12 protein-coding genes and 1 pseudogene are annotated in these 14,715 nt (G+C 44.1%); 2 read left to right on the plus strand and 11 right to left on the minus strand.

From position 1 onward, the window contains the following. Positions 1–104 precede the first annotated feature (104 nt). Positions 105–807: pseudogene (locus C4S60_RS23920) on the minus strand (AAA family ATPase); the annotation flags it as partial. A 4-nt stretch (positions 808–811) separates the two neighbouring features. Continuing rightward, positions 812–1,960 carry an exonuclease SbcCD subunit D gene (locus C4S60_RS00610; protein ID WP_103878378.1) on the minus strand — a complete coding sequence of 383 codons (1,149 nt, stop codon included), beginning with the start codon at positions 1,958–1,960 and terminating at the stop codon, positions 812–814. Between the two features lie 521 nt (positions 1,961–2,481). Here C4S60_RS00610 and C4S60_RS00615 point away from each other — a divergent pair. Further along, complete coding sequence (locus C4S60_RS00615) at positions 2,482–2,778, plus strand: hypothetical protein (protein ID WP_146060829.1); 297 nt, start codon at positions 2,482–2,484, stop codon at positions 2,776–2,778. A gap of 22 nt (positions 2,779–2,800) precedes the next feature. On the opposite strand, the gene C4S60_RS00620 is transcribed toward C4S60_RS00615, so the two are convergent. The 6 genes from C4S60_RS00620 to pepT form a co-directional block, all read right to left on the minus strand. Next, entirely contained in the window at positions 2,801–4,093 is a 1,293-nt protein-coding gene (locus C4S60_RS00620; RefSeq protein WP_103878380.1) for an ATP-binding protein, read from the minus strand. An 11-nt stretch (positions 4,094–4,104) separates the two neighbouring features. After that, positions 4,105–4,812, minus strand: coding sequence for a response regulator (locus C4S60_RS00625; RefSeq protein WP_425275101.1), 708 nt, complete (start codon positions 4,810–4,812; stop codon positions 4,105–4,107). Between the two features lie 320 nt (positions 4,813–5,132). Then, positions 5,133–8,288, minus strand: a complete 3,156-nt coding sequence (locus tag C4S60_RS00630) for an efflux RND transporter permease subunit (protein WP_103878382.1) — start codon at positions 8,286–8,288, stop codon at positions 5,133–5,135. Between the two features lie 3 nt (positions 8,289–8,291). Continuing rightward, positions 8,292–9,425 (minus strand): efflux RND transporter periplasmic adaptor subunit, encoded by a 1,134-nt coding sequence (locus C4S60_RS00635; protein ID WP_103878383.1) that lies wholly within the window; start codon positions 9,423–9,425, stop codon positions 8,292–8,294. Positions 9,426–9,550: 125 nt separating this feature from the next. Then, entirely contained in the window at positions 9,551–10,405 is an 855-nt protein-coding gene (locus C4S60_RS00640) for a mechanosensitive ion channel family protein (protein ID WP_103878384.1), read from the minus strand. Between the two features lie 26 nt (positions 10,406–10,431). Continuing rightward, on the minus strand, positions 10,432–11,661 hold the full coding sequence (pepT, locus tag C4S60_RS00645) for a peptidase T (protein WP_103878385.1): 1,230 nt from the start codon (positions 11,659–11,661) through the stop codon (positions 10,432–10,434). Positions 11,662–11,930: 269 nt separating this feature from the next. Here pepT and C4S60_RS23605 point away from each other — a divergent pair, with 269 nt between their 5' ends. Next, positions 11,931–12,083, plus strand: a complete 153-nt coding sequence (locus C4S60_RS23605; protein WP_167390944.1) for a hypothetical protein — start codon at positions 11,931–11,933, stop codon at positions 12,081–12,083. 75 nt (positions 12,084–12,158) lie between these two features. Here C4S60_RS23605 and C4S60_RS00650 read toward each other — a convergent pair whose 3' ends face one another. From C4S60_RS00650 to C4S60_RS00660, 3 genes are all read right to left on the minus strand, one after another. After that, a complete protein-coding gene (locus C4S60_RS00650; protein WP_103878386.1) occupies positions 12,159–12,350 on the minus strand; it encodes a hypothetical protein in 192 nt (63 codons plus the stop codon). A 283-nt stretch (positions 12,351–12,633) separates the two neighbouring features. Further along, positions 12,634–13,587 (minus strand): TerC/Alx family metal homeostasis membrane protein, encoded by a 954-nt coding sequence (locus tag C4S60_RS00655; protein WP_103878387.1) that lies wholly within the window; start codon positions 13,585–13,587, stop codon positions 12,634–12,636. A 549-nt stretch (positions 13,588–14,136) separates the two neighbouring features. Next, positions 14,137–14,685, minus strand: a complete 549-nt coding sequence (locus C4S60_RS00660) for a hypothetical protein (RefSeq protein WP_103878388.1) — start codon at positions 14,683–14,685, stop codon at positions 14,137–14,139. Positions 14,686–14,715 lie beyond the last annotated feature (30 nt).

Here is a 14,715-nt window from a genome sequence, read left to right on the forward strand (position 1 = left end):
AGCTTTGACAGAAAACTTTTTGCCTAACTCAAGCGCGTTATCAAGCTCTTGCTGCGCTTTGGTTCTCACGTTTTCCGCTTGATTAAGTTCGCTTTCTGACCGTTCCAGCAGCGGTGCTAGCTCAATTAGCTGTTGCGAAAGCTGCGACTCCGACTCCACTGATGCAACATCCAGCGCACCTTTAATCTGGTTATCGAACTCTTCTTTAGCCTTGCGAATGCCTGCCGCTCTTTCAAACAACACACGCTCAATTGTGGTGTAAATTTGAGTTTGGAACAGTTGGCCAAAAATCGCTTCACGCTCTTTCGAGCTAGCAGTTAGCAGCTCTCGAAACTTACCTTGTGGAATAACCATGACCTGACGAAACTGCTTTACATCCAGCCCCATGAGCTCCTGAATGGCTGTGGCAACCGGTTTAGGTTTATTAGCAATAAGCTCGTCGTTATCAAGGTTAATAAGCTGCGCCGTGTGCGTTTTTTTGGTCATCCCTTCGCCGCGCTGCTTGGGCACCTCTTGATCAGGGCTACGGGTAATTTGGTAGCGAACCCCGGCCAGTTCAAACTCAAACGTAATGGTGGTTAACAGCTTGGCATCGGCATAGTCACAACGCATCTGATCGCCAGTACGCTCGCTGCCCGTAGTTTCGCCATATAGCGCATAACAGATCGCATCCAAGATAGAGCTTTTGCCAGAGCCAGTCGGCCCGTTGATCAAAAATAGCGGCGAGTCGCCCAGGGTGCGAAAATTGATATGCTCAACACCAGAAAAGGGGCCAAAAGCTTGCAGAGTCAGTGTTAACGGTTTCATAGAGTTACTGCTCCTGTTTCGCCTGCTGAAGGGTGTTTAGCACATCCGCAATCATCTCGGTTTGACTATCTGTCATGTCATCACCCTGCACTTCCAAAAAGAAGTCTTGAAACATATCGAGTTCCGAACGCCCTAATCTCGCTTGTCCCATTTCAGTTTCAACACCAATCAACATGCCCGGTTTCTCTAAGTGCAATACGTTTGGATACACCTCACGAAGCTTGGCCATTGGGTCTAAAATCGCATGCTTATCGGTAAGGCGAACCAGCAAATAATCATCGGATTTAGGGTCAGTTTTACCTTGCTCCAATAAGTCAGCCAAGTCACCTTCAATGATTCGCATATCATGTGGACTTGTGAGCGGAACACTTGTGATGACGGGTTCAGATATTTCAGAAGTAAACTCCACCAACGTCATCGCTTTATTGTGGTGCTGCTCAGAAAACGAGTACTTCATGATAGAACCAGAATAACGAATATGTTCCGCACCGCGCTTTTGCGCTTGATGAAGATGCCCCAAAGCAACGTAATCAAAGTGCTGAAAATGTTCGTAACTGACACGATCAGCTCCGCCGATAGATAGAGTACGTTCAGACTCACAGGTTTGTGCACCATCTATAAAGCAGTGGCTAAGCAGGACATTACGCTTATTTGGGTCTAAAACCGCATTCAACTGCTCAGCAAGGTGCTCGTGCGCCTCATCATGGTTGCTCACCGAAACTTTATAGTGATGTCTCACTTGCTCAGGATCGGTGTATGGCAAGCCGTAAAACAGCACCGATTCACCGTTTTTATCTTGAATTTCAATCGGAGTGGTAATTTGCGCTAACGAACTGATGATGTGCAGTCCAGCTTGGCCAAACTGTCTGGAGCCAAAGCCTAAACGTTTAGCGCCATCATGGTTTCCTGAAATCATAATGACTGGAATGCCAAGTTGCTGAATGACGTGGTTAAGAAACTCATCGAGCACTTCGATGGCAGCAGTTGGCGGCACTGAGCGATCGTAAACATCGCCTGCAATCAACAATGCATCGATATCATTCAAGGTGAGATAGTGAGTAATTTGCTCAAGTACGTGCTGCTGGTCTTCAAGCAAAGACACATTATGAAATTGCCGGCCGAGGTGCCAATCAGAAGTGTGGATAAATTTCATTCAGTTCAACTTGTTATCATCAGTTTCCTTTAGCCAAGAGTATATCATCCGCTGAAAACTTGCGGTTGAAAATCTGCGCTTACGCAAGAGTTAGCAGTAGCCGCCATTTTCTTAGCCGAAACTGCCAAAAAAAACCTAATTTATGAATTTTGAGGTGAGATTGGTTATAAATAATTTGTGACATTATGAAATTTAACTCATTACGCACAGGCGATAATCCAATTTAGTCTATACGATATCGTCAGACTTTCCGGGATCGCACAATTAGATATACAAACTATTTAGAGACGCAACCACAGCCCTAACTGGCTGATTTTACTCGCTTCATTTACCTGCCGCATAAAGTCAGGTAATCAAAAGACCTTTTCTTTCTAGTCAACTATTTTGGCAAAAAGGTCAAACCGGTTGTTTGTTTCTTGTTCCAGTCTATTCAGGGATGACGGACTGTCTTTTAATCCGATTAGTAACTTAGCAATTAACGCCAATTGATGGCGTTTATAACAATAATAAAGGAGATGCAATTGAAGGCTCCAGAGCGAAAAGACAGAATTGAAGACCTACTCCAGGGTGTGGCCAAAGAGGTGTATGCCTACTTGTATGAATGTGGACGTTCCTCTTCTGACGGTTGGGTTTCTGCCGTAACGATCCAGAAACAGCTGGGCTTAAAACACCACTGCACCCCACAGGGATGCCTCAATGATACGCCTAAAGCCTGGATTTTCGGTGTCATCATGCGCCGACTTCAGGACCAGGGGAAAGTAGAATACAAAAAGGTGGGCTCTCGGGTCACCTACCGAACTAAAAAGATTCTACATTAACAACATGGTTTAAAAAAAGGAGCTAAAGCTCCTTTTTCACCGGGAGCAGTAAACTAAAACAGGCGCCGCCAAGCTCACTGTGACTTACCTCCACGTCTCCCCCATGCCTCAACATTATGTGTTTTACAATTGCAAGACCGAGCCCATAGCCACCAGAAGCACGATCTCTGGCTTTATCAACGCGATAAAACGGTTCAAACAACATCGGCCAGTGTTCGGGTTCGATCCCTTTTCCGTCATCATGAACTTCTATCGAGATTACCTCATTATTGGGAACCACTTTAACGACTATTGTGTCATTGGCATAACGTTTGGCGTTACTAATCAAGTTCACCAATGCCCGACAAAGTAAAAACTTATCCATATCCACGTACAGTGAAGCCTGATAGCTTTGCAGCAAAAACGTTTGACCTAAATCTTTTTGCCACTTCTCATGGTTCGAATTCAGCCATTCTATCAGATCAATGTGCTGCAGATTGACTGCCGCATCGGGGCGCTCAACCCGTGCGTAATACAACAATTCATCAACCAACTTTTCCATATCTTCAGTATCTTCAATAATACTAAGAATCTGCTTTTTGGCATCTTCATCGCGAACTTGTTCTAGCAATATTTCACTTTGCCACTGAATCCTGAATATTGGCGTTCGCAACTCGTGGGCTACCGCATTAGTCAGGGCCTTATTACTCACCATCAAGTTAGCAATTTTGGTCGCCATTCGGTTAAAAGTGCGGTTGAGTTTTCCTAGACGAACCCAATGACGTTCAGAGGCACGAGCGTCAAAATTGCCGTTGGCGAATTCCATCGCTGTTTTTTCAAGAACCCTTAACCTGCGGCTCAAGAACCAAATAAGGACAAAACTAAACGCGACAAAACTGGCTAAGAAAAACAACCAGACCACTTGATTACCGAATTCTATCGCTTTGATAAGTTCTGAATCGGGGTCATCGGAAAGCTCAAAATAATGTGGGTTGTTATCAAACTTGAGCCAAAGATGATCCTCCTCATCAAGCATGAAATGGGTATCAATACTCTCAGTAAAATGTTCTTTAACATGCTCTGGCAAATCTGCTGCAGGGTACTCAGAAAGCAAACGGTGGGTCTTCTTGGCAAAGATCTCAAGCAGTTCAATCGCGTTCTCATCACTCTCATTGGTTGAGACATGATTCATAATATCCCGGAACGCTTCTACACGCAGATTCGCATCAACAAGATCAGGATCGGTCTTACCATAAATCAGATATTCATAACCATAAATGCTCGCTGCAAACAACAGGATCAAGCCGACCAGTGATTCTAAAAAAATTCGCCACACAGTAGGTAACCTTAGCTCTTCCAACCGTCTGCAACAAATAGGTAGCCTTTACCTCTTACAGTAATAATGCCTTTAGGGTTGGTTGCATCATCGGAGAGTTTTTTACGTAACGTAACGATTCGGTTGTCGATTGTCCGGTCAATCCCATCATAGTCAATGCCACGAAGTTGTCGGGTAAGGTAATCCCTCGATAGCACTTCACCAGACGATTTACCTAGTAGCCACAATAGGTCAAACTCACTGTCGGTGAGTAGTACATCAGCATTGTCATAACGACAACTTCTGCTCTTCTGGCAAATGATCAGGCTACCAAACTGCATCGTGTTTTCATCGGCGTGTATCTGTTCATCACTAGGTCGACGCAACAAATTACGAACACGCGCCAACAACACCCTTGGTTTTATTGGCTTAGACACAAAATCATCTGCGCCAGTCTCCAGAGCGGCGACATGGTCAAAATCGTCATCACTGGCCGTCAACATTAATATCTTACCTTGGTAACTGTCTCTTACTTCTCTACAAATCGATAGCCCGTCCTGACCGGGCAACATCAGATCCAGAATGGTGATATCAGGGTTAAAATCAGTAATCAGCTCTCCTGCTTCATTACCATCAAAAACTGTCTTTACCTCAAATCCTTGAGCCTTGAAATAGTCACCTAACATTACATTGAGTTTTGTATCATCTTCTACAATTAACAGTTTTTGATTTCCCATAATTTAGCTCACTACCTACACATAGATCGCAACAATACATAATTTTACATTGCACTACAATCCACTCAATGAGCAGCTATGATGGAACAGTGTTACACACAAAGCCGCTATATTATTTTGCTTTTAAACGATTAAATCTTGCATAACAATAACTTATAGAACATATCAAACAGATAAATTGAACAGCGTTCAATATTTTAACTCAGATTATTGTGATTCACCCCATGTATGGGTTTGTAATAACAGCTTCTACAGTTCTTTACATACAATAAGCCCCTCAATTAAGAGGGGCTGATGTTATAGCGGATTTTTATGTTTTTTGACTATTCATCTTCTTCTAAAGGAATCAGTTTCGTGTTTCCACCACGAATCTTTTCCCTACGATGTTGAATCATTGCATAGAAGCCTGGAATCAGGAAAGTACCGGCCAATAGCACACACAGTAATCCCCCCACCAGTGAAATACCCAGAGAGTTTTGACTCACGTGTCCGGCACCAGAAGCGAATATCAGTGGCACGATACCCAAGATGAATGACCAGGAGGTCATATTCACTGCGCGGAATCTCAACATACCGCCTCGTACCGCTGCATCATCTATAGCTACATCTTTGTCTTCTCGTTCTATTTTGGCAAATTCCACTATCAGGATAGCGTTCTTTGCCGCCAACGCTATGAGTAAAACAAGACCTATCTGAGCGTACAGGTTGAGAGGTGTCCCAGTCAGGTTTAAAGCGATAAACGAGCCTAAGGTTGCGACCGGCACCACCAGTATAATGGCCAATGGAATCGTCCAACTTTCGTATTGCGCCACCATAAACAGGTAAATAAAGATCAGTGCGAGAGCGAAGGCATAAATAGCCTGATTACCCGCAAGTATTTCCTGATATGCCATACCAGTCCATTCATACTGATAGCCCATTGGTAGCACTTCAGCAGCGACACGTTCCATTGCTGCAATAGCATCACCACTCGAATACCCCGGTGCAGCCTGACCCTGTATCACTGCACTGCGGTACATGTTATAACGCCATGCAACATCCGGTTCAAAGACCTGCTCGTAAGATACCAACGTACTCAGAGGAATCATTTCTCCCTTCGCTGAACGTACGTGGAACAGTTGTAAATCATCCATCCCACTACGGTATTCAGCGTCGGCCTGTACCGTCACCCGGAAGTTCTTTCCGAACATGGTAAAGTCATTCACATACAAGGAACCTAGGTTACCTTGTAACGTTTGAAATATTGATGAAAGTGGGATACCCAGTTGTTGGGCTTTCTCCCTGTCAATATCGACATAGTAGTGAGGCACATTGGCACGGAATGTACTGAACGTGTAAGCGATCTCTGGTTGTTGATTAGCAGTTTGAATCACATCCTGCATCACGAGCGCTAGATCTGTACGACTTCGACCCAGTGTATCTTCGAGTACAAACTCAAAACCTGACGCAGCGCCCATACCCGGAACCGCCGGTGGCCCCATCGCGAATACGACTGCACCTGGAATCTGTTGAGCAGCCATACCATTCACACGAGCGGCGATGGCATTCGCTGAATGGTCACCTTCGAAGCTGTTTCGCTCGTTCCAGTCTTTGAGTTTAATAAACAGAGAAGCACCGTTGGATGCCGCCGCACCAGTCATGAAAGCGTAGCCGTTCGCAACCGTAATACCATCAATGCCCGGTTCCCTTTCTACCAGGCGAACCAGTTTGTCAGTCGTGTCTGTAGTACGTGAAAGTGAAGCTGAATCCGGCAGTTGCACGTTAACCAGCAGAATGCCTTTATCCTCTTGCGGTACAAATGCTGTAGAGGTGTTCTTAGCCAGGAAAGTTACCGTACCAACCGCGACAATGAAGAACGTCACAAGTAGCAACGCCTTTTTCACCAAGAATCCAGCGACCTGCCCATAACGTAACGTAATGCGCTCTAGAAGACCATTGAATGTCTGGAACCAACGAGCCGTATTTCCGCCTCCTTGTTTCAGCACCAGAGAACACAAAGCAGGAGAAAGGGTTAACGCATTGATAGACGAAATAATTACCGAAATACAGATAGTCAGCGCGAACTGTCGATACATGATCCCGGTAATACCCGGTAGCAACGTAACCGGAATAAATACTGCCAAGAGTACCAATGTCGAAGTGATTATCGGCCCTGTTACTTCTTTCATTGCCATCAATGTGGCTTTGCGAGGCGAGATGTGAGGATTTCGCTTCATGATAGTATCAACGTTCTCGATAACCAGTATCGCATCGTCTACAACTATACCGATGGCAAGAATGATTCCGAACAAGGTCACCGTATTGATAGTAAAACCAGTCATGTTCATCACGGCAAAAGTACCAATTAGGGAAACCGGTATCGCCACCACTGGGATAAGCGTTGCTCTCGCACTACCTAAGAACAAATATGTCACTGCGATTACAAGCAATATCGCTTCAATCAGTGTTTTCACTACGCCCTTGATCGACTCAGCAACAAACACTGTAGTATCGTAGCTAGTTTCGTAAGCCATACCATCAGGGAAGTTCACGCTCAGACGTTCAAGCAAGTCCATAACGGCCTTACCACTCTCTAATGCGTTAGCATCTGACTGCAGGTTCAACGCAACAATAGATGCATCCTCGCCTCGGAATAACCCACTGCCATCGTAGAACTTTTTACCCAACTCAACTCTGGCTACGTCTTTCAGGTAAACCGTTGAACCGTCCGTATTCGCTCGTAGTACAACATTTTCAAACTCAGTTACAGACTCAAGACGTCCTTTAGTAACCAGGTTAAACTGAACTTCCTGAGGATCAGCGTAAGGTGCAGCGCCTACTCGACCTGCCGCAACCTGAACATTCTGCTCTGCTAATGCCGCATAAACATCAGAGGTGGTCATTTTAAGGTTTGCGAGCTTGTCTGGGTCCAGCCAAACACGCATGGCGTACTCACCGCCACCAATCACGTTGACTTCACTGATGCCTTTAACACGAGCGAGTTGGTCTTTCACATTCAGGTTGATGTAGTTGATCAAAAACTGATCATCATACCTTCCATCCGGTGAATAGAAATTTAGAACCATCAACAGATCAGGTGACCGCTTTTTAACGGTAACACCCACCATTCTCACTTCCTGAGGCAGTTTCGATTCAATCTGTGAGACCCGGTTCTGAACGTTTACCTGTGCCATATCCGGATCTGTCCCGATATCAAAGGTAACGTTGAGGTTATAAGAACCGTCGTTAGCACTTTTCGAGGACATATAAATCATGTTCTCAACCCCATTTACCGAGGTTTCAATTGGATCGGCGACAGCTTCTTCAACTACTTCGGCACTAGCGCCGGTATAGAAGGCCGTTACGCTGACTGAGGGTGGACTTATCTTGGGGTATTCAGCGACAGGCAGCACCATCAGAGAGATGGCTCCGGCCAACGTCAAAATTATCGATATGACCAATGCAAACTTTGGTCTTTGAATAAAGAAGCGACTTAACATGTATTATGCACCCTGCTCAGCTGATTTTTGATCATCAATTCGTACAGGGATTCCATTTCTCACACGTTGTAGTCCTTGCGTGATTACCACATCAGTATGTTTAAGACCAGATTGAATAATCACTCCAGAATCAACTTGCGGCCCAAGTGCTACATTACGACGTTCCGCCATATTGCCTTCAGTCACAACCATAACAAAGTCACCTTCTAAGTCGGTCTGTACTGCACGTCGAGGAACTGTCACTACATCATTAGCCTTCTTCTCCATCAACTCAACACGCACATGCTGTCCTGGCAATAGTCGTTGGTTTGGATTATCAACGACCGCACGCATTGCGAGTGTACCCGTATTGAGATTGATCCGGTTGCCAAGAAAATCGATTTTGCCGTGTTGTTCGAACACGCGACCATCCTCCAGAATGATGTTTACATCAACACCATTTGACTCATCCGAACCGTCTCCTTCGATTTGATCCATGCCAAGAGCCAGACGTTCGCGTTCACTAATACTAAATGAGGCGTAAATCGGATCCATGCTGACTAAAGTTGTTAACACGCCAGAAGAAGGAGAAAGCAAGTCCCCTTTACTGACTTTGCTGTCTGAGATTCGACCAGTAAATGGTGCACGGATTGAGGTATACGATAGGTTCACTTCAGCCACTTTGAGTTGCGCGCGTCCCGCTTCCAGCTGGGCTCTGGCACTCATCAAGGTTGCTGTCAATGCATCATATTCAGCTTGAGAAATGTTTTTATTCTTAACCAGGTTTTGGCCGCGATTATAGTCCAGTTCGGCTTTCTTTAATGCAGCTTGCGCTTCGGAGAGTTTAGCCTTTGCACTGGCAACTTGAGCTTCGAAAGAGGAAGGCTCAATAGAATAAAGAAGCTGCCCTTTCTCTACTATTTGGCCTTCTTTGAAATGTCGTTCCGTTAAATAACCAGACACTTGCGCAGTGATCGCCGTGTCCTCGACCGCGTCCATACGCCCGATATACGTCTTACTTTGTTGATGAGGAACCACCTCAACCGCCTGAGTTTGCACAAGCGGTGCTGGCGCATTTTGACGTGCATTGGTTGCTTCGCCGCATCCTGTTAGTAAAGCTACGGAAACAAGACTAGCAACTATTAATTTTTTAGGCATTGATACACCATTATTATCTTCTGATTGGAACAAGCTCTGGCAGACTAGCAAATTACAAGTCAGCTGAATGTCCGAGAAGTATTAATAGTTACCATGAAAGTGTTTCAAATTATAACAGTCTGTTTTTAAGCCGGTTTTTCTGAATTTTTCGGATAAGTCTGGTGATAAATGCTCATAAAATCGGCCCGTACTTCCTGCTCCAAGTGTGTGGCCATTTCTGTCGGGCAAAATAACATTACATGCACAATCTGCTCTCCGGTTGCACCACTTGAAATATGAACATGTGGTTCTGAACCGGGTAAGTCGACCCCAGCATGCTTCTCAATAACGCTGTTATAGCGCCGGGCGACGTCTATAAAACCTTCACTATGATGCTCAATCTTTGCGACTAGAGTGGGTAAAAGTGGGAATAAATTGTCAAATCCAGGCACCACAATTGAAAAATTGTGGTAGACATAACGCTTCATGAAATTGAGGTTCTTTACCGGGTAGGTGAAGAACATGCTATTAGGGAGAGTAATGGTCTTCCCTGTGAAATGATATTGACCGTGGTAGAGATCAATTTCCTGTACAACGGTAGCCATGAGATTATGCTCTATCACCTCACCGCTGATTTTTCCTACTTCTATCCAGTCGCCGATTCGAAAAGAGCGAGAACTGGCCCGTTGAATAGAGCCAGTGAAGCAAAGAATGATCTCTTTGGAAGCAACTACAATGGCCACTGCAATGGCAGTAACAGATAACGCGAATTGGCTAATTTCTGACTTCCAGACCAAAAACAATGTCACGACAAGAATGGCAAATGCACCATTCTTGGTTCGAGACATCCATTTTCGCTGTTCTTCCGAAATGAAAGCCACATCGCCTCGAATCCCGGACAAGATAATCCGGCGAACGATGAGGATAAACAGAACGATCAGGAAGCTAAGTAATAGTTTGTTTTCAATTAAGAATTCAATAACTTTTTGAGTATCTTCCATAACCGCCTGCAATCATTGGTGTTTTCCTAACGATAACGAATTGCGGTCTCTTTCGCAATTTGTACCACTACTTTCACCGCAGACTGCATACCCTGAACCGTTATAAATTCGTGGATACCGTGAAAGTTGTAGCCACCGGTGAAAACGTTAGGGCAAGGTAACCCCATAAAGGATAACCTCGCACCGTCAGTACCACCACGGATCGGTTTGATGTCGGGAGTCACACCACACGCCAACATTGCTTGTTTCGCAATATCAATGATATGTGGATAAACCTCTACCTGCTCACGCATATTTGAGTAGTTATCTTTGATAGTCAATGTCACTCTTGGTGACTTACTGCCACTATTGAATGTGTCGACTTTATCCATTAGATAGGCTTTCTTTTGGTCTAAACCATCTTGGTCAAAGTCACGAAGTATATAATGCAGCGTTGATTTCGCTACCGACATATCGGCGTTCGTTAGGTGATAAAAGCCCTCATAGCCTTCTGTATGCTCTGGAGTTTCGTCAACCGGCATCTCGGCCTGAAAGCGCGAAGCTAGTGTCATTGAGTTGACCATTTTGCCTTTTGCCGTCCCCGGATGCACATTCACTCCGCGGAACTCAACCGTCGCCGCAGCAGCATTGAAGTTTTCAAACTCCAACTCACCAACGGGCCCACCATCAACGGTATAGGCCCACTGCGCAGCAAACTTCTCTACGTTAAACAAGTCCGCCCCACGCCCAATTTCTTCATCCGGAGTGAAGCCAACTTTAATATCACCGTGTGGAATTTCAGGATGGCCAATTATGTACTCAACCGCAGACATGATCTCAGCGATGCCTGCTTTGTTGTCGGCGCCCAACAACGTGGTACCGTCGGTAGTAATAATGTCATGACCGTGCAGTTGATGTAGATCTGGATAGTGGATCGGTGATAAGACTTCATCCCCTTTTCCAAGGGCAATATCGCCTCCTTGGTAGTTTTCCACTATCTGCGGTTTCACATTGGCCCCAGAAGCATCAGGCGCCGTATCCATATGGGCGATAAAACCGATAGCCGGAACATCGTAGTCGACATTGGAAGGCAACGTTGCCATTACATAACCGTTGTCGTCCAGCGTTACATTAGTTAGCCCAAGGTCAGTCAACTCTTGCTTGAGAAATTGTGCGAATTGAGTTTGCCCTTTTGAACTTGGGCAACAACCTTGCGACGGGTCAGATTGCGTGTCAAACGTGACATATTTGAGAAACCTGTCGATAAGATTAGTCATAGTTCCACCTTGTGTTCTCGAAAAAATCTGTCCCCATCATACGGATAAAGTCGCGCTGCAATTTGCGATGAATCAGGTTTATATAAGTTGAAGAGAAAAATTCCTTCGCGATATACCCAAGTAATCAACATGTTGAGGTTATCGATCATGTACGCCTATTGACTACTCCCTAACCATCTCGCTCTAAGGGTGATGTCAGCGCTTTTCATTAGAGAAATAATGCAGGCTACAAAAAATGCCAACATTCATTACGAACAGCGATACTGACAATGACTATTAACAAACAATTTGTATTTAGCCCACAAGACCGAGAAAACGATAGTACAAAGCAGGTAGATGAATTAGAACGCCAGAGAATTGCGTTAGTGCTTAAAGCGCAACAACAAGGTGGTGTGGTAGAAAACAAGAACTCGTCGCTATAGTTACTTCACTTAACGTAACGCTGAGTTGCAAAGAAAACGGGCACCTTTCTGGTGCCCGCTTTAATATTCGTTCGCTTAGCGATTAATACCAATATCGCGTTGCATGTGACCAGACAGTTCGTTTGCGTAGTAAGTGTTCTCTACTTCGCCTTTACCAAACATAATATCTAGTAGGTGTGCAATCAATCCTTTGAAGTTTACCGCGTAGGTTTTCTTATCCATAGAGGGTGCTACAGCGATGGTGTTAATGTTCATTGCTTGTGCCATGATTGCCTCTCTTAAAAACTGGTTAACTCATTGTTGTTAGAGTCAATATTAGGCAATAAAACATTGTTTAAAAAATGACAAAATTTGAATATTCGGATTAGTTTTTCTAATAAAACACACTATTAACAAGGCAACATAGAAGTTATCCCTTTTGTTGGGATATTTATTCACCAGAGCTAACTTAGCCGAATAAAGATTCATTACTAGTCAGATTTCGTTATCTTTGTTGCATTTTGGTTAATAAAGAAGCCTCTCAAAAACAAGAGGCTCTACGCAATTTTAGTTAGCTATTTTTATCGGTTACTACCACGGTTTGTTTTTCACGATAGAGCGAAGCAATTGTCGCCAAAATCATGGTCGCTGAGATGACGCTTAAGGATATCCAGGTAGGAATTTCCCAAGCGGATCCAACGAGCGCCATTTTGATACCGATAAACACCATAATGAAAGACAATGCCGGTTTCAGGTAAACAAAACGGTTCATCATCCCTTCCAGTACAAAATACAATGAACGAAGGCCCAATAAGGCAAACACGTTAGCCGCCAGCACCAGGAACGGCTCTCTGGTCACCGCAAAAATTGCGGGAATCGAGTCGAGCGCAAACATGATGTCCATGAAGGCTATTACGGCAATAACCACCAACATTGGCGTAAATATACGCTTTCCATTTTTGACTACTGACAAGCGATTATCATGATAGTTGTCAGTTACCGGCACCAAATGGCGAATTAGACGCTCTGGAAGAGGGTTTACTTCATCTTCACCTTTATCTCTTGCCAGCTGTATTCCCGTCCAGATAAGGAATGTAGCGAACAGATACATTACCCAGTGGAACTGAGCCAACAATTGTGCACCTAATGCTATCATCACAGCTCTCAAAACCAGAGCACCTATCACCCCCCACAATAAGGCGCGCGGTCTTAAGTGCGCAGGTACTGCGTATTGATGGAAAATAATCGCAAACACAAACAGGTTGTCGACACTCAATGATTTTTCAAGCAGATAACCCGTCAGAAACGATACCGTTGCCTTCTCTGGACTATAGGCACTCACTGGTGCATAAAAATCCCAAAACAAATAGATAGTTGCTGCAAAACCAAAAGCAAGCAGAAACCAGAAGGCACTCCAAATCGCCGCCTTGCGTATCGTGACTTGGCCACCACGAGTTTGATAGATATCTAAAGCGACAAGCGCAATAGTCAGAATAAAAAATGAAATGTAAATTGACGGGGTCATACGTCCTCCACATGGAAGGACGAGGAGCTTAGAATTCGACCTTCCACAAACAAATACACAACCCGGCAAATAAATACCGGACATTTGATTGTGTTGGTCTCGTCAAAGCGTGTTGATTTACGCTCTTACTTGCCGGATAAGCCTCTTTCAACTCAGAAGCTTAACGAGATGACGACAAGTAAACGGGTGACTACTCCCCAAAACGAGCGGATTGTATGCCTCAATATTGAGGTTGTCTATCTTTTTTCTAAAGACCAAAAAAGAAAAAACCAGCATGTTAATCGATGCCGGTTTCACGTCTTGGTTTTGTAAAGTTTGATTATGCTTTTTCTTTACTCGTTGCTTTCTGGTTTGTCTCTTTCCAGTACTGAATACGACAACGATGTAGTTGAGCACGTCTCATTTTTTTCATGGGTTAACTCCTTCTATACTTTACGCAATTCACGTTACTAACCAAATGTAACAGTGAAATGACAGCCGTAAGACTTTTCTGTGACAGAGTAAGAGGAGCGAAGATACGACTCTGTGACCTGCTTCAGGACTATTCCTTTATCGAAGCCAAATCAACTTAATTTTCTCTTTGTCACTTGTCATTAAAAGCGTTTCTGTTGCTAACGTATTCTGAATCTCATTTTTTCTGATCCAGGTAAACTGTTTGGACGCTGAAATGGGATATAAGTTCAAAAATTCCACCAGTTTCTTATCCGCGATTTGAGCTCCGTCCGAATTGATCAATTCTTCGACAACAAGCTGTTTTCCATTTATTTTTACCGATTCCAATTGATAGTTATCTGAACGCAATAACGTTTGTAATCGAGTAAATGCAGAAACACTGAATGGCGTCTTGAATACTATCTTAGTGATATTCTTACCTGAAACCGTTAATTCAGCATCAAATTCAATGCCACGATAGTCGAGTTCAAAGCCACAAAACTGAGCACCCTCAGTTTCTCCACAATCGTATACATCAGTTAATTGATGTAAATCAGACAAGGTATTCAAAGCTAGAACCCCTGAAATATAGTTAGTTGGCCAGGACGTCATAGCAAATACGTACTGCGTAAATAACATCAATAATAAAGCGAGTATCATTTTCATAGTTCAATTATACTCAACCCGTACCTTTAC

The organism is Vibrio hangzhouensis, assembly GCF_900107935.1.
GTDB classification, from domain to species: domain Bacteria; phylum Pseudomonadota; class Gammaproteobacteria; order Enterobacterales; family Vibrionaceae; genus Vibrio; species Vibrio hangzhouensis.

Bases quoted from the DNA above. Each gene is read 5' to 3' on its own strand.
- C4S60_RS00610 (WP_103878378.1), bottom strand. From the start codon at position 1,960: ATGAAATTTATCCACACTTCTGATTGGCACCTCGGCCGGCAATTTCAT.
- C4S60_RS00630 (WP_103878382.1), bottom strand. From the start codon at position 8,288: ATGTTAAGTCGCTTCTTTATTCAAAGACCAAAGTTTGCATTGGTCATA.
- C4S60_RS00635 (WP_103878383.1), bottom strand. From the start codon at position 9,425: ATGCCTAAAAAATTAATAGTTGCTAGTCTTGTTTCCGTAGCTTTACTA.
- C4S60_RS00640 (WP_103878384.1), bottom strand. From the start codon at position 10,405: ATGGAAGATACTCAAAAAGTTATTGAATTCTTAATTGAAAACAAACTA.
- pepT (WP_103878385.1), bottom strand. From the start codon at position 11,661: ATGACTAATCTTATCGACAGGTTTCTCAAATATGTCACGTTTGACACG.
- C4S60_RS23605 (WP_167390944.1), top strand. From the start codon at position 11,931: ATGACTATTAACAAACAATTTGTATTTAGCCCACAAGACCGAGAAAAC.
- C4S60_RS00650 (WP_103878386.1), bottom strand. From the start codon at position 12,350: ATGGCACAAGCAATGAACATTAACACCATCGCTGTAGCACCCTCTATG.
- C4S60_RS00655 (WP_103878387.1), bottom strand. From the start codon at position 13,587: ATGACCCCGTCAATTTACATTTCATTTTTTATTCTGACTATTGCGCTT.
- C4S60_RS00660 (WP_103878388.1), bottom strand. From the start codon at position 14,685: ATGAAAATGATACTCGCTTTATTATTGATGTTATTTACGCAGTACGTA.